General features: G+C 71.9%; 12 protein-coding genes. 1 reads left to right on the top strand and 11 read right to left on the bottom strand.

Annotated features, from left to right (window positions below):
• Window positions 1–158: 158 nt before the first annotated feature.
• The 7 genes from ACQEUX_RS14815 to ACQEUX_RS14785 form a co-directional block, all read right to left on the bottom strand.
• On the bottom strand, window positions 159–2,033 hold the full coding sequence (locus tag ACQEUX_RS14815; protein ID WP_433047146.1) for a polysaccharide biosynthesis protein: 1,875 nt from the start codon (window positions 2,031–2,033) through the stop codon (window positions 159–161).
• A gap of 252 nt (window positions 2,034–2,285) precedes the next feature.
• Window positions 2,286–3,536, bottom strand: coding sequence for a glycosyltransferase family 4 protein (locus tag ACQEUX_RS14810; protein WP_433047143.1), 1,251 nt, complete (start codon window positions 3,534–3,536; stop codon window positions 2,286–2,288).
• Between the two features lie 99 nt (window positions 3,537–3,635).
• Window positions 3,636–4,727 (bottom strand): NAD-dependent epimerase/dehydratase family protein, encoded by a 1,092-nt coding sequence (locus tag ACQEUX_RS14805; protein WP_433047140.1) that lies wholly within the window; start codon window positions 4,725–4,727, stop codon window positions 3,636–3,638.
• Window positions 4,696–5,733 (bottom strand): hypothetical protein, encoded by a 1,038-nt coding sequence (locus tag ACQEUX_RS14800; protein ID WP_433047137.1) that lies wholly within the window; start codon window positions 5,731–5,733, stop codon window positions 4,696–4,698. Before ACQEUX_RS14800 ends, ACQEUX_RS14805 begins: the two co-directional genes overlap by 32 nt.
• A 393-nt stretch (window positions 5,734–6,126) precedes the next feature.
• The gene (locus ACQEUX_RS14795) at window positions 6,127–6,552 is read right to left on the bottom strand and encodes a hypothetical protein (protein WP_433047134.1); all 426 of its coding nucleotides are present in this window, start codon (window positions 6,550–6,552) and stop codon (window positions 6,127–6,129) included.
• A 24-nt stretch (window positions 6,553–6,576) separates the two neighbouring features.
• Window positions 6,577–7,461: an aminoglycoside phosphotransferase family protein gene (locus ACQEUX_RS14790; RefSeq protein ID WP_433049850.1), complete on the bottom strand. Its 885-nt coding sequence runs from the start codon at window positions 7,459–7,461 to the stop codon at window positions 6,577–6,579.
• Window positions 7,462–7,718: 257 nt separating this feature from the next.
• Window positions 7,719–10,163 carry a Tex family protein gene (locus tag ACQEUX_RS14785; protein WP_433047131.1) on the bottom strand — a complete coding sequence of 815 codons (2,445 nt, stop codon included), beginning with the start codon at window positions 10,161–10,163 and terminating at the stop codon, window positions 7,719–7,721.
• A 194-nt stretch (window positions 10,164–10,357) separates the two neighbouring features.
• Between ACQEUX_RS14785 and ACQEUX_RS14780 the strand changes: the two genes are divergently transcribed.
• The gene (locus ACQEUX_RS14780) at window positions 10,358–11,869 is read left to right on the top strand and encodes a deoxyguanosinetriphosphate triphosphohydrolase family protein (RefSeq protein WP_433047128.1); all 1,512 of its coding nucleotides are present in this window, start codon (window positions 10,358–10,360) and stop codon (window positions 11,867–11,869) included.
• Window positions 11,870–11,871: 2 nt separating this feature from the next.
• Here the strand turns inward: ACQEUX_RS14780 and ACQEUX_RS14775 are convergent, their stop codons facing one another.
• The 4 genes from ACQEUX_RS14775 to ACQEUX_RS14760 all read right to left on the bottom strand — a co-directional run bounded on the left by ACQEUX_RS14775 (window position 11,872) and on the right by ACQEUX_RS14760 (window position 16,381).
• The gene (locus ACQEUX_RS14775) at window positions 11,872–13,041 is read right to left on the bottom strand and encodes an MBL fold metallo-hydrolase (RefSeq protein WP_433047125.1); all 1,170 of its coding nucleotides are present in this window, start codon (window positions 13,039–13,041) and stop codon (window positions 11,872–11,874) included.
• A 113-nt stretch (window positions 13,042–13,154) separates the two neighbouring features.
• Window positions 13,155–14,159 carry a serine hydrolase gene (locus tag ACQEUX_RS14770; protein ID WP_433047122.1) on the bottom strand — a complete coding sequence of 335 codons (1,005 nt, stop codon included), beginning with the start codon at window positions 14,157–14,159 and terminating at the stop codon, window positions 13,155–13,157.
• 111 nt (window positions 14,160–14,270) lie between these two features.
• Window positions 14,271–15,200 (bottom strand): SDR family NAD(P)-dependent oxidoreductase, encoded by a 930-nt coding sequence (locus ACQEUX_RS14765; RefSeq protein ID WP_433047119.1) that lies wholly within the window; start codon window positions 15,198–15,200, stop codon window positions 14,271–14,273.
• Window positions 15,197–16,381, bottom strand: coding sequence for a zinc-dependent alcohol dehydrogenase (locus tag ACQEUX_RS14760; protein WP_433047116.1), 1,185 nt, complete (start codon window positions 16,379–16,381; stop codon window positions 15,197–15,199). The genes ACQEUX_RS14765 and ACQEUX_RS14760 overlap by 4 nt, the downstream gene beginning before the upstream one ends.
• Between the last annotated feature and the right edge of the window lie 459 nt (window positions 16,382–16,840).

Here is a 16,840-nt window from a genome sequence, read left to right as displayed (position 1 = left end):
GGCGACCACGAACCTGCGGTCGCCAGCCCCGGTGTCTGTGCGCCTGGCCCCGGGCGCGCGCACGGAGTGCGGTGACCGCGGGGCGCCCTTCAGCGAACGGAACGGGGTGACGCCGCGCGGCGTCACCCCGTGCACCGCCGCCACAGCGGCGGGGTCGATCAGTGCGACTGCAGGGGTACGCCCAGCGGACCCTTCACCACCGGACCGACCGGCTGGGCGCAGAGCAGCGCGAGATGCTCGACGATCTTCGCCGCGTCGTCGTACGGGTCGAGCCCGCTGACCTCTATCGGGTCGAGCGCCGGGACGGCCACGTGCGACACCAGCGGATGGAACGGCCGGGTGTCCACCTCGCCCGTGCCGAGAAGGTCTTCGTGCAGCTTCTCTCCGGGCCGAAGGCCGGTGTAGACGATCGGGACGGAGCTGGACGCCTGCTCGGCCATCTGTCGGGCCAGGTCGGTGATACGGACCGGCTCACCCATGTCGAGCACCAGCGCCTCCCCGTCCCGTCCGATCTCGGCGGCCTGGAGCACCAGGTGGACGGCTTCCTGGACGGTCATCAGGTAGCGGGTGACGTCGGGGTGGGTGACGGTCAGAGGCGTCCCGGTCTCGATCTGCCGCTGGAAAGCTGTCACCACCGAGCCGCGGCTGCTCAGCACGTTGCCGAAGCGGACGCTGAGGAAGGTCCCCGGGAACCGGGACGCGGCGTGTGCGGTCAGTCGCTCGGTGATCCGCTTCGAGTAACCGAGGACACTGATCGGGTCGGCCGCCTTGTCGGTGGAGATGTTGACGAACTTCGCCACATCCCGGCAGGCGTCCAGCACCGACAGGGTGCCCCAGACGTTCGTCTTGACCGCCTCGCCCGGATGCCGCTGCAGCAGCGTCAGGTGCTTGAGCGCCGCCGCGTGAAAGATGATCTCGGGGCGGCGCTCCCGAATGATCCGCCGAATACCCTCGTCATCCCGCAAGTCGGCGAGGATCAGCTCGGGACCGTCCAGCATGGCCCTCCCGGCCAGCGACATCTGGAGGCTGTGCAGAGCGGACTCGTCCCGGTCCAGCATCATCAGCTCACCCGGGTTGGCCTTCATCACCTGACGGCAGAGTTCGGAGCCGATCGACCCGCCGGCACCGGTGACCAGGATCCGCCGGCCGGTCAGGCTGTTCGTGCTCAGTGGCAGGTCACCGACCACCTGGCGGCGGCCGAGCAGATCGCTGATCTGTACGTCCCGGACGTCGGTGACGGTGATCCGGTGGTCAACCAGGTCTCGGACCGGGGGCAGCACCTTGAACACCGCGCCGGTCTCCAGGGTCGCCTCGCGAATCTGGCGGATCAGCGCGGCGTCCGCGTTGGCCACCGAGAAGATGACGGCGGTGGCGCCGGTACGCCGGACCGAGGCGGCGACATCGTGCCGTCCGCCCAGCACGCGCACCCGGCCGATGCGCAGGTCGCGCTTGTCCGGGTCGTCGTCGAGGGCGCCGACCGGTAGGTACCGGCCACGTGGGTCGCTGAGCATGGCCCGGAGCAGCCCCTGCCCTGCGTCACCCATCCCGAACAACAGCACCGGCGTCGACGACTGCACATTCGGCCGCATGGCGAGGTCACGTCGGTGCCGGTACGCGAACCGGGTGCCGAGCATGAGCAGCAGGGCGAGCGCACCGCCGACCACCGGGGTGCTCGCCGGAACCGGCCGGTCGCTGGACGGCAGCAGGCCGAGCAGGATGATGGCGGCCGTGGTGATGGTGGTGCCGGCGAGGCCCTGGACCTCCTGAAGGCTGCCCAGCGGGTGTCGTCCGGAGTAGAGCCGGCGCAACGCCGCCACTGCCACGTGTATGACCGCCGCGGCCGTTCCGACCGCTGCGGCTCGGCCGAGCTGGCCCGGAGGAAGCTGGAACTCGAACCGGGTCCAAGCGGCCGCGACCGAACCGCCGACCCAGGCGGTGGTGTCGGCCGCGAGAAATCCGACCGCGCGGCGACGGGCCCTGGCCCGCCGCGTCCGCTGGTCCAACCGCTCCGTGTGCTCCGTGTCCTGGGGCATGTACTGGCTCCCTGTCCCGTCTTCCGACTACTTCCGCCGCCAGGCAGAAGGAGCTTTGCGCTCCTTGTCCTTGTTACAGGGCGAAGCGGCACTGTTGGTCGTTTTCGGGTTATCTGAGCTGAAGATCCGGCTATCCTATTGGCCGCCCAGTGAGCCTGGCCGCTGTCGCGGTCACAGCCGCCGCCGTCCGGTTTCGTCCACCGGTGCCACCGGGTGAGCTGCCGGGTTTCGGTGGCGCCACCGGCACGGTGGTCACCGATCGGCCGGGACGTGGTCCCGGACCGCCTTCTCCAGCTGCCTGGCGAGGGCAACGCTGCCGACCCGTTCCGAGAGCCGTTCCAGGTAGAACTGCCGGCCGCTGCGGCCCAGCTCTTCACGTTTCTCGGCGCCCAACTCGTACATCCGACGGATCGCGTCGGCCAGTGCGTAGGGGTCGCCGGGAGGAGCGACGAACCCGGCACCGGACTCGTCGACGAGCCGGGCCGCGTCACCCGCCAGGGCGGCCACGATGGGACGGCCGCACGCCAGGGTGCTCTGCACCTTGCTCGGCATGATCGAGCGGAGGAAGGGCTGGTCGCGCAGGGAGATCAACTGGACGTCCCCGAGTGGCATGAGTTCGACCATCCGCTCGATCCGCTGCTGGCCGAGGAAGACCACCCGGCCGGGGGCGTACCGTGCGGCCGATTCGCGGAGCCGCCGCTCTTCCACGCCGCTGCCGGCGAACACGAGCGTCAGGTCCGGGATGTCGGCGAGATGCTCCAGTGCGTCGACGGCGACATCGAGCCCCTGGAGGTTTCCCATGCTTCCGGCGTACATGACGACGAAGCCCTGCAGCCCGAGGTCGGCCGCGACCTGCGGATCAGGCGTTCGCGGGCGGAAGAGGCGCTCGTCGACCCAGTTGTAGACGACCGAGAGTTTGTCCCGGGGGACTCCGCGGCTGGCCAGGATATCGGCCATGCCGGGCGCGATGACGGCCACCGACGATGCGCCCCGGTGCGCCGCGTCGCAGAACCTGTTGAGCAACCGGACTATCAGGTCGGTGCGGCGGCCGGGGCGCACGTAGTCGCTCTCCGCCAGGGTGTCCGGCCAGAGATCCTCCATGAGGATCACGTACGGGCGTCCGTGCAGCCAACGGGCCATCATCGCGGGCAGCGTCACTGTCGCCGGCGACGAGTAGACCAGCCACACGTCGACCTTGCGGAGCAGGTCCAGCCGGGCCGCCGCGGAGGCCGCGAAGCTGAGATAGTTGGCAGCCCGTCTGACTGCCGACCGGTCGTGACCGGGCACCAGCGGCACCCGGTGCACCGAGACGCCGTTCATCATCTCGAACCGGTACGGGCGCAGCCGGTAGCCCGGAGACAGTCGGCCGGAAGGATAGTTCGGGAAGCCGGTGAGCACGTGCACCTCGTGCCCGAGTGCGACGAGCGACCGGCTGATGATCCCCGGAAGGACGGCGGAGCCCCCCTCCGGGTCGTACCACTGCGTGATGATCCCGATTCTCACCGCGTTGCCACCGCAGCCGGAGCAGCCAAGGAACCGCTCAGGCCATTCGAGCCTGATACGGGGGCGAGAGTCATGGAGAACCTTCCTGTTGGGGCGGAGCTACTTCGTCAGATACCTGTTGGACGCGTCCGCTCCGCTCGTGTGCGAGTCGCCTGTTCGTGGGCGCGCCACAGCGTCAGCGCCCGGGGCCGATGTGGGGGCCGGTCCGGTGCCCGCCGTTCTCAGCCGCTCCCATGCCTCGGGACGCAGCTCGGGCGCCAGCCCCTGGTCGGCGAGCCAGCCCGGCGTCTGTCGCTTGCCGAACAGGAGCATGTCCACGCGACGGGCGTGCGCATTGGCGTTCAGACTCGTCCGCCCGTACGCGGTGAGGCAGCGCGTCGCGTACCGCGCCACCCGTGGGGGGAGGTGCAGTGGCTCGCGGCCACCGAGAAGGCGGAGCAGAAGCCCTGTCGTCATGCCGTTGTAGGGCTGGAGCACGATGGGCGGCACCGGGCCGTTGACGAGCCCGAGGTGGACGATCGCCGTGGCGACATCGTTGATGAGGACCTGGGGCGTCGGCGCGGTACCGTCCCCGGCGACGCAGCTCATGCGCGACTGTGCGAGCCGGATGAGTGCCCGGGTGTTCGGCCGATCCACATCGTGGACCCAGGTCGACCGATAGATGACAGCATCGATGCGGTTCTCGCGCTGTAGCAGGCGTTCACCGATCGCCTTCGAGCGGGAGTACGGCGAGAACGGCATCGTCCGTGATGTCTCGTCGAGCGCCATCGCTCCCTGCGCCGCCGCCGAACTGACGTGGACCAACCGGTTGGCGTTGACCAGCGCGCTGGCTCGGGCGACCAGGGTGGGGAGCAGTGCGTTTCCGCCATACAACCCCGCACTGTCCGGGGCGGATCCGTCCGGCAGCCCGGCTGTGTTGATCACGACGTGGGCGCCGTCGAGCTGTGCGGCGAGTGCGTCGACAACGTCCCGGTGGAGATCCGCCGGCACCGAGTCGTTTCGGAGCGCCTCGGTGAGCGGCCACGACAGGCGCGGCGCGGCGACAGGCTGGACCTCGACCCCCCTGCTGCGCAGCTCGGCGACAACCGCTCGGCCGACGAAGCCGCTGCTGCCGAGCACCGCGACCTTCTTGACCGGCCGATTCCCGGGGCCGGCCAGATCACCGGCTTGTTGAGCTGACAGTTCTGGCATGGATCGTTCTTCCTTCCGGCGAAGGCTGGGCCCGCTGGGCGGTGAGCCAGGCGGGGGCAGCGAGGTAGGCGGCGAGGATGGCGAGGGCTGCGGCATCCAGTGCGACACGCGCGACTGGTCCGCTGAAGGACGCGGCGACCAGACAACCGGCCACGGCCGCGCCGGCGACGGCGGTCGTCGCGGTGACCCGCTGATGTGACCACCCGCCGTCCGTCAGCCGCTGATAGGCGTGGTTCCGGTGTGGGCGGTACCAGGCTTCGCCCTTACTGATGCGGCGCAGGAGCGTCCAGCCCGTGTCGGCGAGATACAGCGCGAGGGGCGCCACGGCTGCCTCCGGCGGTGTGCCGCGAACGATGGCGTACGCGGCAATCGTGCTGAGTGCACCCCCCAGGGCGTACGACCCGACATCACCGAGAAAGACCTTCGCGACCCAGGCGTTCCAGGGGAGGAACGTCAGGGACGCGGCGGCGATCAGGCTGCCGGCCGCGGTCAGGAGCGGAAGGTCCGTGAGCACGCCGAGCACGGCGTACACCGCTCCGCCGAGGATCGCGTGCACGGCCGAGATGCCGTTGATGCCGTCCATGAAGTTGAAGGCGTTCACGTATGAGATCAGCCACGCCGCCAGGGCGAGGACGAGGACCACGTGGATGGACAACGCATGCCCGCCGGGCACCAGGACCAGTCCCGTGGCCACACCGGCGAGCAGTTGCAGGAGCAGCCGGAGGCGGATCGGGGCACCCCGGAGGTCTTCCAGGAGCCCGATCGCCGCGAAGAAGAGCAGCGGTACGGCGATGGGTCGTGCGTGCTCGTTCAGGAGAAGTGCGAGCCCTGCCGCCGCGGCGACGCCCACGCCACCGCCGCGCGGGACTGGTGTGCTGTGCGAGGACCGCTCGGACGGTATGTCGAGAACGGCGGCCGCTCTCAGCAGGCGAAGGATCAGCGGCTGCAACAGGGTGCCGACGACGAGTGCGAGCAGGATTCCACCGGCGAGCGGAACGCTCGTCATGGCGTGGTTCCTGACGAGCGGTGGTGGGCGCGCGTGGTGCCGGGAAGCGTCGGCCTTGGCCAGGTGCGGCGGGCCGGCCGCTGAGGATCCTCTTGAATATGTACGAGATTCACCACTCGAACCTTTGGGTTGAACCGGTCATACGGGGATGAATCAATCATAGGGGGTCGCTACTATGGACAAACGACCGTTCCCCGTATTCGGTGTGCGGCACGCAGCTCGAACCGCTCCCGTTGCCGTCGGGGAAGTCCGGCAGCCCCGGTTCGGGGGGCTGATCCCGGTGACCACGGCGCGGGCCCGCGGCGAATCCGGCGGTGGCTGCCGCCTACGGCCCGATCGTGCTGGCCGGGCCGCTCACCCTCGTGGTGCGGCCGGCCCAGTGGTGAGCCTGGGTCAGGTTCCGTCGTTCAGCAGCCGGCTGAGCAGCGTCCGCAACGGGATCGACTCGCCGTCGCGGCCACCTGCCCCGACGACCAGCGGCGCCGGGCTGGGTTCCGGGTCGACGCCGAACAGCCGGGCCCGCAGGCCACCGCGCACGGTCAGCAGGTGGAACCGGCCGGCCACGTCCACCGCCCGGGTCTCGGCCCGGTCGACGTACCAGCCGGTCAGCCCGGTCCGGTAGCGCCCACGGCCGTCGTAACCCCGGGCGACCAGGCGGGTCGTGCGCAGCCCTCGCCGGGTCGCCTCGGCCACGAACCAGGCCACCAGCTCCGCCACCTCCGCCTGCTCCGCGGCCCGCCGCCGCGCGTCCGCGTCGGCGTGCGCCCGCACCGCGTGCCGCTGCTGATCCCGCCACTCCCGGCCGTCCCGCTCACCCACGACGCCGACGGTACGCGAGTCGGCTCAGTCGAGTACGGCCCGCAGCGTGTGCCGGGCGATGCCGGCCATCGCCGGGTTGGTCTCGACGTAGTACGGCAGCGCGTTGATCGCCTGCACCAGGGCCCATCCGCGCCCCCGCTCCCACGTCGCGTCGTCCACGCCCAGCGCCCGTCGGTACGTCTCCCGCGACCCGGCGTCGAGCAGGTTCCACGCCGGCATCAGGTCCACCGCCGGATCGCCCACGTTGACCGTCCCCAGGTCGATGACCGCGGTCAGAAGACCATCGCGGACCAGCAGGTTGCCCGGCATCAGGTCGGCGTGGATCCACACGTCGGCGACGTCGTACCGGGGCGTGTCCCGGCAGCGGTCCCACACCTCGGCGAGCCGAGCGGTGTCGGTGAGTTCGCCGCTGACGGAGAGGGCCGACCGCACTCCGGCGTCCTGGGCTGCCAACGGGCCACCCCGGCCGGAGCCGGACCAGGCCCGCCTGCCGGTGTCGATGCCGCGCAGTGCGATCACGACGCCGGCGAGGTCGCGGGCGAAGGTAGTGGGGTCGCCGATCCGGTCGAACCGGGCGGGCTCCCCGGGGATGAAGCGGTACGCCGTCCACGGCCCCGGGTATCCCTCGCCCGGCCCGCCGAGGCCGAGCGGTTCGGGCACGGGCACCGGCAGGTGCGCGGCGAGCAGCCGGGCGTACTCCTGCTCCCGCCGCAGCTCGGCGCGCAGTTCGGGATCGGCGGTCGGTTGTAGCGGAAACCGCAGCACGATCTCCGTACCGAGCCGGAACAGGGCGTTCACCGTGCCGGTCGAGGCGAGCGGGCGGATCGGCAGCGCCCGCCACTGGGGAAACTGCGCGGCCACCAGCGCGGCGACCACGTCCACGCTCAGGTCGACCTGGTCGGCATGCATCTTCACCGCCGGATCATCACCCGAGACGCCGTCGCCACGCGATCCGATTTCGCGCTGCCGCCGCCGCTGGTCCTCGTCGGAGGCCTACGGTCAGCGCGGTGCCATCGTCCTGGGTCGCCTCGGGAGTTGGTCGGCGTTCTCGCGGCATATCGCCTCCGGCGGCCCGCGATCGCAGATCGTGGACAGTTTCCGTTAGCAGCTAACGGAAACTGTCCACGATCTGCACGAGACCGCCGCGTCATCGCGCCAGATGACGGTCAGGCCAGCCCGGCGCGACGCAGGGCCTCCGCCATCGCGTCATTGGCTGGTGCCGGCGCACCCTGCCGCTGCTGGCCACCGCGTCCGCCCTGACCGCCGCGACCACCTTGGCCGCCGCGACCGCCCTGACCGCCAGGACCACCCTGGCCGCCGCGACCGCCCTGACCGCCAGGACCACCCTGGCCGCCGCGTCCGCCCTGCGCCGGGCCGCCGCGACCCTCCTGGTTGGTCCGGCCGCCGCGGCCGGCGTCGGCGCCCGGCTCGTCCTCCAGCCGCAGGGTCAGCGAGATGCGCTTACGCGGTACGTCCACGTCGAGCACCCGGACCTTGACCACGTCACCGGACTTCACCACCTCGCGGGGGTCCTTCACGAAGGTCCGGGACATCGCCGAGACGTGCACGAGACCGTCCTGGTGCACACCGACGTCCACGAACGCGCCGAACGCGGCCACGTTGGTGACCACGCCCTCCAGCACCATGCCCGGTGTCAGGTCGCCGATCTTCTCCACGCCCTCGACGAAGGTGGCAGTGCGGAACTCCGGGCGGGGATCGCGGCCCGGCTTCTCCAGCTCGACGAGGATGTCGGTGACGGTGGGCAGGCCGAACCGGTCGTCGACGAAGTCGGTGGCCCGCAGCCCGCGCAGGATTCCGCTCTTACCGATCACCGAGCGCAGGTCCTGCCCGGTGCTGGCGAGGATGCGGCGCACCACCGGGTACGCCTCGGGGTGCACGCTGGAGGAGTCCAGCGGGTCGTCGCCGTCGGGGATGCGCAGGAAGCCGGCGCACTGCTCGAACGCCTTGGGGCCGAGCCGCGCCACCTTCTTCAGCTCGGTACGCGACCGGAACGGCCCGTTGGCGTCCCGGTGCAACACGATGTTCTCGGCCAGCCCCGCACCGATCCCGGAGACCCGGGTCAGCAGCGGCGCGGAGGCGGTGTTGACGTCCACCCCGACCGCGTTGACGCAGTCCTCCACGACCGCGTCCAGCGACCGGGACAGCTTCACCTCGGACAGGTCGTGCTGGTACTGGCCGACTCCGATCGACCGAGGGTCGATCTTGACCAGCTCGGCGAGCGGGTCCTGGAGCCGGCGGGCGATGGACACCGCGCCGCGCAGTGAGACGTCCATCCCGGGCAGCTCCTGCGAGGCGTACGCGGAGGCCGAGTAGACCGACGCGCCGGCCTCGGAGACCATCACCTTGGTCAGGTTGAGCTGCGGGTGTCGCGTGATCAGGTCACCGGCCAGCTTGTCGGTCTCCCGCGAGGCGGTGCCGTTGCCGATCGCGATCAGCTCGACACCGTGCGCGCCGGCCAGCCGGGCGAGGGTCTCGATCGACGCGTCCCACTGCCGGCGCGGCTCGTGCGGGTAGATGGTGTCGGTGGCGACCACCTTGCCGGTGGCGTCCACCACGGCCACCTTCACCCCGGTCCGTAGGCCCGGGTCCAGTCCCATCGTGGGCCGGGTGCCGGCCGGCGCGGCCAGCAGCAGGTCACGGAGGTTGGTGGCGAAGACGCGCACCGCCTCCTCCTCGGCCGCCTGCCACAGCCGCATCCGCAGGTCCGCGCCCAGGTGGATGAGGATTCGGGTACGCCACGCCCAGCGGACCGTGTCGGCCAGCCAGCGGTCGGCCGGTCGACCCGCGTCGGAGACCCCGAACCGGCCGGCGATGACCGCCTCGTACCGGCTCGGGCCGGTCGGTACGGCGTCCGCCTCGCCGGCCTCCTCCGGCTCCATCGTCAGGTCCAGCACGCCCTCCTTCTCGCCCCGGAACATCGCCAGGATCCGGTGCGAGGGCAGCTTCGGGTACGGCTCGGAGAAGGCGAAGTAGTCGGCGAACTTGGCGCCGGCGGTCTCCTGACCCTCGCGTACCCGCGAAACCAGGCGCCCCCGCGACCACATCTGCTCGCGCAGCGTGCCGATCAGGTCGGCGTCCTCCGCGAACGTCTCGATGAGGATCGCCCGCGCGCCCTCCAACGCGGCGGCGGCGTCGGCGACGCCCTTCTCCGGATCGACGAACCCGGCGGCGGAGGCCCGTGGGTCCTGGCTGGGATCGGCCAGCAACGTCTCGGCCAGCGGTGCCAACCCGGCCTCGCGGGCGATCTGCGCCCGGGTCCGCCGCTTCGGCTTGTACGGGAGGTAGATGTCCTCCAGCCGGGACTTCGAGTCGGCGGCCATGATCTGCGCTTCCAGGGCCTCGTCCAACTTGCCCTGGCCGCGGATCGACTCCAGCACCGCGGCCCGCCGCTCGTCCAGCTCGCGCAGGTAGCGCAGCCGCTCCTCCAGGGTGCGCAGCTGGGCGTCGTCGAGCAGGCCGGTGGCCTCCTTGCGGTAACGGGCGATGAACGGCACGGTGGCGCCGCCGTCGAGCAGCTCCACGGCTGCCCGCACCTGACGCTCGGCCACGCCGAGCTCGTCGGCGATCCGCTGATGAACAGACTGGGTCACGATCTCGATCCGCCTTCGGAAGTGGGTACCGCCTGCATTGTGCCGGGCGGTACCCGGCGTTGTCGCCGCGCCCGGCCGGGCGGAGCCGCCGCGCCGCGCCGGGCTGATCCGCCGCGCCCGGCCGGGCTGACCCGTCTCGCTGGGCCGAGGCGACCCGGCGGCGCTCCCGCCGCGCCTGCGCTAGCGTGGCGATCATGGAACCAGCTGCGGAGCCGCGCGCCCGGCGGCTCTTCGGCGGCAGCGCCCGGGCCCTCGGCGACCTCGCGGCCAACCCGTTCCGCGCCGACCGGGACCGGATCGTCGGCTCGCCGTTCTTCGCCCGCCTCGGGGGCGTCACCCAGGTGATCAGCCCGGTCGGCTCCGGCCTGCTGGTGCACAACCGGCTCACCCACAGCCTGAAGGTCGCCCAGGTGGCCCGGGCGATCGCCGAACGGCTGACAGGTGACGAGCGGTGGCGCGACCTGCTCGACAAGCTCGGCGGCTGCGACCCGGACGTGGTGGAGGCGGCGGCGCTCGCCCACGATCTCGGCCACCCGCCGTTCGGGCACCTGGGGGAGCGGGTGCTGGACCGGCTGGCCCGCCAGCGCCTCGGCCTTTCCGACGGCTTCGAGGGCAACGCCCAGTCGTACCGGATCGTCACCAGCACCGAGATCCGCGGCGCCGCCACCACCGGACTGGACCTGACCGCCGCCGTCCGCGCGGCGATGCTGAAGTACCCGTGGACCCGGTTGGACCACCCCGACCCGCACCCACGCCTGCTGGACCCGCCGCCGCGCGGAGCCACCCCGCCGCCGGACGACCCGGAGAGCGGCTCGTCGAAGTTCGGCGCGTACCGGACCGAGCTCGACGACCTGCGGCAGGCCCGGGAGCCGTTCGCCGGCCGCATCCCGGATTGGCAGCAGACCGTGGAGGCGTCCGTGATGGACACCGCCGACGACATCGCGTACGCCATCCACGACGTGGAGGACTTCTACCGGGTCGGTGTGCTCCAGCAGGGGTCGGTCTCCGCCGAGCTGATGGCCTGGCAGCGCGAGAGCGGGCATTTCCGGGCGATCACCGACGCGGCGCTGGCCACCGCGGCCCGGCGACCCGGGGCGGCGATCGAGCGGCTGCGCCGGCAGTTGCACCGCAAGGACGTCTGGATCGCCGACGACGACGCGTTCGCCGCCGCCGTCGAGCACGTCCGCGAGGAGCTGGTCAACGGCCTGCTGGCGATGCCGTTCGACGGCTCGATCGAGGCCGAGCAGTACGTGGCGCGGTTCTCCGCCCGCTGGTCCACCCGTTTTGTCGAGGCGATCACGATGACCGACCAGCCGTCGGTGCGCTCCGGGTACGTGCTCCTCGGCTGCGCGCAGTGGCACGAGGTGCAGGTGCTGAAGTTCGTCCACCACCGGTTCGTGCTGGCCCGGCCGGATCTCGCCCTGCACCAGCGCGGCCAGGCCCGGCTGTTGGGCACCCTGGTCGAGGCGCTCTGGGAGTGGCTGCTCGACCCGGAGGAGGAGTCCCGGCTGCCCCGCCGGCTGCACGACCTGGTCGAGTTGGCCGAGGCGGAGCTGCACCCGCGTACCCCGGACCGGATCGGTCGGGCCCGGGGACGGGCCATCGTGGACTTCGTCGCGCAGCTCACCGACGGTCAGGCGGTGGCCATGCTGGACGCGCTCTCCGGCCGATCCGGTGCGCTCTGGACCGACGCGTTCGTGCTCTGACCTCAGGCGACGGCCTGCCACCACCCGTCGACGGCGGGCGGGTCGTCGACCACCACGCGCTCGCCGGGACGGGGCACGGCGAGCCGCACGTCGCGGGCCTTCGCCTCGACCCACAGCCGGTTCACCGGCTCGGACCAGTCGTGCAGGGCCAGGTTGAACGTCGCCCAGTGCACCGGGACGAACAGCCCGCCGCGCAGGTCGAGGTGGGCGTTGACCGCCTCCTCGGGGAACATGTGGATGCTCGGCCAGGCCCGGTCGTACGCGCCGATCTGCATCAGCGTCACGTCGAACGGCCCGTGCTCGGCGCCGATCTCCGCGTACCCGTCAAAGTAACCGGAGTCGCCGGTGTAGAAGACCTTACGGCGGGCCCCGGCCACCACCCACGAGCTCCAGAGCGTACCGTCGCGGCGCAGCCCTCGGCCGGAGAAGTGCTGGGCGGCGGTGGCGGTGATCTCCAGCCCGGCGACCTGGTGCGACTCGGACCAGTCCAGCTCGATGATCCGCTCGGCGGGAACGCCCCAGCGGTCCAGGTGCGCGCCCACGCCGAGCGGCACCAGGAACGGCGCGGACTGCCCCGCGAGCAGCCCGCGCACGGTGGCCATGTCCAGGTGGTCGTAGTGGTCGTGCGAGATCAGGATGGCGTCCAGCGGGGGCAGCTCGTCCAGGCGTACCGGCGGCTCGTGCAGCCGGCGCGGCCCGACCAGCCCGGAGGGGGAGCACCGCTCGCTCCACACCGGGTCGAGCAGCACCCGCCGGCCCTCGATCTCGATCAGCGTCGAGGCGTGGCCGTACCAGACGATGTTCAGCTCGTCGGTGGTGTCGGCGGCCTCCGGCGCGCCGGCGCGCCCTGGCAGCACGGATGCGCTGGGCCGCAGCAGCGGCACGGACGCGGTCGGGCGCCTCTTCTGCTTACCGAAGATCAGCTCGCGGAGCAGGTTGCGGCCCGGCTCGGCGACCATCGTGCGGGTGCCGGCCCGGTTGTGGAAGGTGCCGTCGCGGAACTGGGGCGAGCGGGCGGCCCGTTCGGCCCGGGCCCCGCTGAGCCGGCCACCGAGCGCCGCCGGCACATCCCGGGCGACCCAGGCCAGGCCGGCCAGCGCGGCGAGCCCGGCCGCGCCCCGCATCCGCCGTCCGAGCGACCGTTCGACATCCGTGCTCTGCGCTCGTCCCATTGCCGTCCTTCCGACGTGTCCGCCCTACACGGTAGTCACCCGGGCCGACCCGTGCCCCGGCGGTCGCCACGCCGGGTCGGTCACCGGCAGCGGCGACCGACCCGGGACCGGGCTCAGCCGCCGTTGCTGGGGCGCCGGGCGGTCATCCGGTACGCCGTGCCCGCGCCGGAGATCCGGTCCACCGCGGCCAGGAACCGGGGGCCCATGGCGGCGCGGGCCTGAACCGCCGGGTGGGTGGCACCGAAGTCGTCCGGGTTGGCCTGCCCGTCGGCGAAGAGCGCGTAGGTGAGCACCGCCGCGCCGGAGCGGTCGAAGATCACGCCGGCCTCGTGGCGGGCGTCGGCGTACCAGCCGGCCTTGGTTCCGATCCGGGCCCGCGCGTCGGAGGACATCGTGCGCCGGATGCCGTCGGTGAAGGCGATCGGGGAGCGCAGCACGCCCAGCAGGTACGCCGTCGAGGCGGGGGAGAGCAGGGTGCCGCCGACCAGGGCGCGCAACAGGTCGTGCGTCTCCCGGGGAGTGCTCGTGCCGAGGAAGAAGCGGTTCGGGTTGGCCACCGGCTGGACCTGGGTGTTCGGGAAACCCTTGGCGACCAGGATGTCGTTGATCTCGGCGGCCGGGCAGACCAGCCCGCACAGCCGCACCGCCGTGTCATCCGAGACGGTCAGCAGGTTGGCGAGCACGTGCCCGAGGGTCACCGTGCTCGGGTACGCGCCGTCCAGGCTGAACATGCCGTCACCGCCCGGCACGACGATCGCCGCGGTCACCTCGACCCGCTGGTCCAGGGCGAGCAGCCCCCGGTCGACCTTGTCCAGCACCGCCGTGGCGACCGCGATCTTGTTGACGCTGTACGCCTCGATCCGCCGGTCCGCGTCGGCCGCCACCGCGACGACCGGCGGGCCGGCCGGGTCGGCCACGCTGACGTAGGCCTGCCAGTTGCCGCCGGCCTCGGTGCTGTACCGGGTGAAGCTGGCGGCGACCCGGCGGGCCGCCCGGGCGGGGGTGGTCGGTGCGGCCTCGGCGCCCTCCGCGGCGCTCGCCGGGGACGCGGCGCCCAGCACCGTGCCGGCGGTAGCCATCGTGCCCAACCCGAGTGCGGTTCTGCGGTTCAGTCGCATGGTCGATCGTCTCCCCCATAGTGGAGCGCCAGAGCGCTTGCTGGCCCACCACCTTAGGCGAGTTGATCGATGCACGATGCCTCCGAACAGTTCCGAACAGTCCGGAACAGGTCAGCCGAGCCGTCGGCGCAGTGCGGCGCCGATCGCGCCGGCCGGCCCGGACACGAGTTGCCGCAGGTCGGGCAGGTGGCCGCCCCGTACCGACTCGCCGGCCGGGTTCGGGGCGAAGACGCTGCCGTCGATCGCGGCCACTGACCGTCCACTCAGGCCGGCCAGCCGCATCAACGGCCCGACGAGGACGTCGTAGACGCCCGGCAGCACGGTGAAGCCGGCCCGCAGCACCACATTGAGCCGGCCCACGGAAACTTCCCGACGTGGATTGTCCACACAGTTCACGATGGCCCGTGCCACCCGCTGCGGGCCGGCGATCGGCGGCGGAGGGCGCCCGATCCGACCCAGATAGTTGGCCGCCTGCTGGTACACGGGCGTGTCCACGCTGCCCGGGTTGACCAGGCACAGCCGGATCTCCGGGCTGTCGCGCAACTCCTGCTGCACCGTCCGGACCAGACCCTGCAACCCCCACTTGCTGGCCACGTACGCGCTCATGTACGGCGCGGTGATGTGCCCGAGCACCGAACCGGTGAGGACGATCGTGCCCGCCCCGACGGCCCGGAAGTGCCGCAGGGCCACCCGCACCGAGCTGGCGGCGCCGAGCAGGTCGGTCCGTACCACCTGGTCGAAGACCCGACCGGGTAACTCGTCGAAGCGTCCGTAGGCCATCACCGCCGCCGTGTGCACCCACACATCGATGCCGCCGAAACGGTCGATCGCCGCGTCCGCGAGCGCTTCCAACGCGTCCGGTTCGGTGACGTCGGTCGGCACGGTCAACACGTCGACCTCAGCGCACTCCGCGCGTACCTCGGCCAGGGTGCTGGTGGCGCGGGCGGCGAGCACGAGTCGGTCGCCGCGCTCGGCGAACGCCCGGGCCGTCGCCCGGCCGATCCCGCTGCTCGCCCCCACGATCACCACCACCCGGCTCACGGTTCGAGCACGACCTTGATGCAGCCGTCCTCCTTCTTCTGGAACATCTCGTACGCCTGCGGCCCCCGGGCCAGTGGCAGCCGGTGGGTGCGCAGGTCCTCCACGCCCAACGGGTCGTCGTCGCGGGCGAGCAGCGGCAGGATCTCGTCGGTCCACCGGCGTACGTGGCACTGCCCCATCCGCAGCTGAACGCCCCGGTCGAACATCTCCATCAGCGGCATCGGGTCCGCCTCGCCGCCGTACACGCCGGAGATCGACACGGTGCCACCGCGGCGGACCGCCTTCACCGCGGCGTGCAGGACGGAGAGTCGGTCCATGCCCACCCGGTCGGTCATCGTCTGGGCCAGCTTGTCCGGCAGCAGCCCAACGGCGGCGTGGGCCAGCCTGCCCACCGGCGAACCGTGCGCCTCCATCCCGACCGCGTCGATCACCGCGTCCGGGCCGCGTCCGTCGACCAGGTCGATCAGCGCGCCCGGCACGTCGGACAGTTCGCGGACGTCGAGCACCTCGATGCCGTGCCGGCGGGCCAACTCCAGACGCTCGGGCACCAGGTCCAACCCGATCACCCGCCCGGCGCCGAGGTGGCTGCCGATCCGGGCGCAGAACTGCCCGACCGGGCCCAGCCCGAACACCGCCAGGGTGCCGCCGGGGGGTGTGTCGGCGTACGCCACCGCCTGCCAGGCGGTGGGCAGGATGTCGGAGAGGTACAGGTAGCGCTCGTCCGCGCCGGTCTGCGGGACGACGATCGGGCCGAACTGGGCCTGCGGGACCCGCAGGTACTCCGCCTGCCCGCCGGGCACCGAGCCGTAGAGCGAGGTGTAGCCGAACAGGGCCGCGCCCTTGCCCTCGCTGCTGACCTGGGTGGTCTCGCACTGCGCGTAGAGCTGGCGCTGGCACATCCAGCAGCTGCCACAGGCGATGTTGAACGGCACCACCACCCGGTCGCCCGGCTTGAGCCCGGTCACCTCCGGACCGACCTCCTCGACGATGCCCATCGGCTCGTGGCCCAGGATGTCACCGGGCTTCAGGTACGGCCCGAGCACCTCGTACAGGTGCAGGTCCGAGCCGCAGATCGCGGTCGATGTGATCTTCACGATCGCGTCGGTCGGCTCCTCGATCCGAGGGTCCGGCACCTCCTCGACCCGTACGTCCCGTTTGCCCTGCCAGGTCAAGGCCTTCATGTCCCTCGTCTCCTCTCGCCGCCGTCTCCGGAGACTGCTACCCGGGCGCGGACACTTGAACCGGCTGCGCTCCAGGACCGTCTCGGGCCGGTCGGGTGGTCGCGGTCGGGGCAGGGGGCGACCGTCCCCGGCTTCGGGCGGTCAGGCTTGGTCCCTACGCCGGGAACCGTCGCCCCCTGCCCATGGGTGGCCGCCGCCCGTACTGCTCCTGGCTGGCCCGTGAGCTGCGGCCGGCGGGTGGTCGCTGCCCGTGCGCTTCCTGCGCCGGCCGGTGAGCCCGGCGCCCCGTGGACCGCGCGCCGATGTGCCCGCCTTGCCCCCTTGTGTCGTGTTGGTGCGAGTTCGCCGCGGCGAGGTTGAGTTGGTCAACTCGCGTTTCCTGACGTCGCGGTATCCGAGGCGCGGTGACAGGCCGACTTCACGGAACCCGAGTGGATCATGCATTGGGCTGGGCTGCAT

It is taken from the genome of Micromonospora sp. CA-259024 (genome assembly GCF_050936255.1).
GTDB lineage: Bacteria > Actinomycetota > Actinomycetes > Mycobacteriales > Micromonosporaceae > Micromonospora.
This window is presented reverse-complemented; position numbering and strand designations above follow the sequence as displayed.

Coding starts and splice junctions, on each gene's coding strand:
- ACQEUX_RS14815 (WP_433047146.1), bottom strand. CDS start 2,033: ATGCCCCAGGACACGGAGCACACGGAGCGGTTGGACCAGCGGACGCGG.
- ACQEUX_RS14805 (WP_433047140.1), bottom strand. CDS start 4,727: ATGCCAGAACTGTCAGCTCAACAAGCCGGTGATCTGGCCGGCCCCGGG.
- ACQEUX_RS14800 (WP_433047137.1), bottom strand. CDS start 5,733: ATGACGAGCGTTCCGCTCGCCGGTGGAATCCTGCTCGCACTCGTCGTC.
- ACQEUX_RS14790 (WP_433049850.1), bottom strand. CDS start 7,461: ATGCATGCCGACCAGGTCGACCTGAGCGTGGACGTGGTCGCCGCGCTG.
- ACQEUX_RS14780 (WP_433047128.1), top strand. CDS start 10,358: ATGGAACCAGCTGCGGAGCCGCGCGCCCGGCGGCTCTTCGGCGGCAGC.
- ACQEUX_RS14775 (WP_433047125.1), bottom strand. CDS start 13,041: ATGGGACGAGCGCAGAGCACGGATGTCGAACGGTCGCTCGGACGGCGG.
- ACQEUX_RS14770 (WP_433047122.1), bottom strand. CDS start 14,159: ATGCGACTGAACCGCAGAACCGCACTCGGGTTGGGCACGATGGCTACC.
- ACQEUX_RS14760 (WP_433047116.1), bottom strand. CDS start 16,381: ATGAAGGCCTTGACCTGGCAGGGCAAACGGGACGTACGGGTCGAGGAG.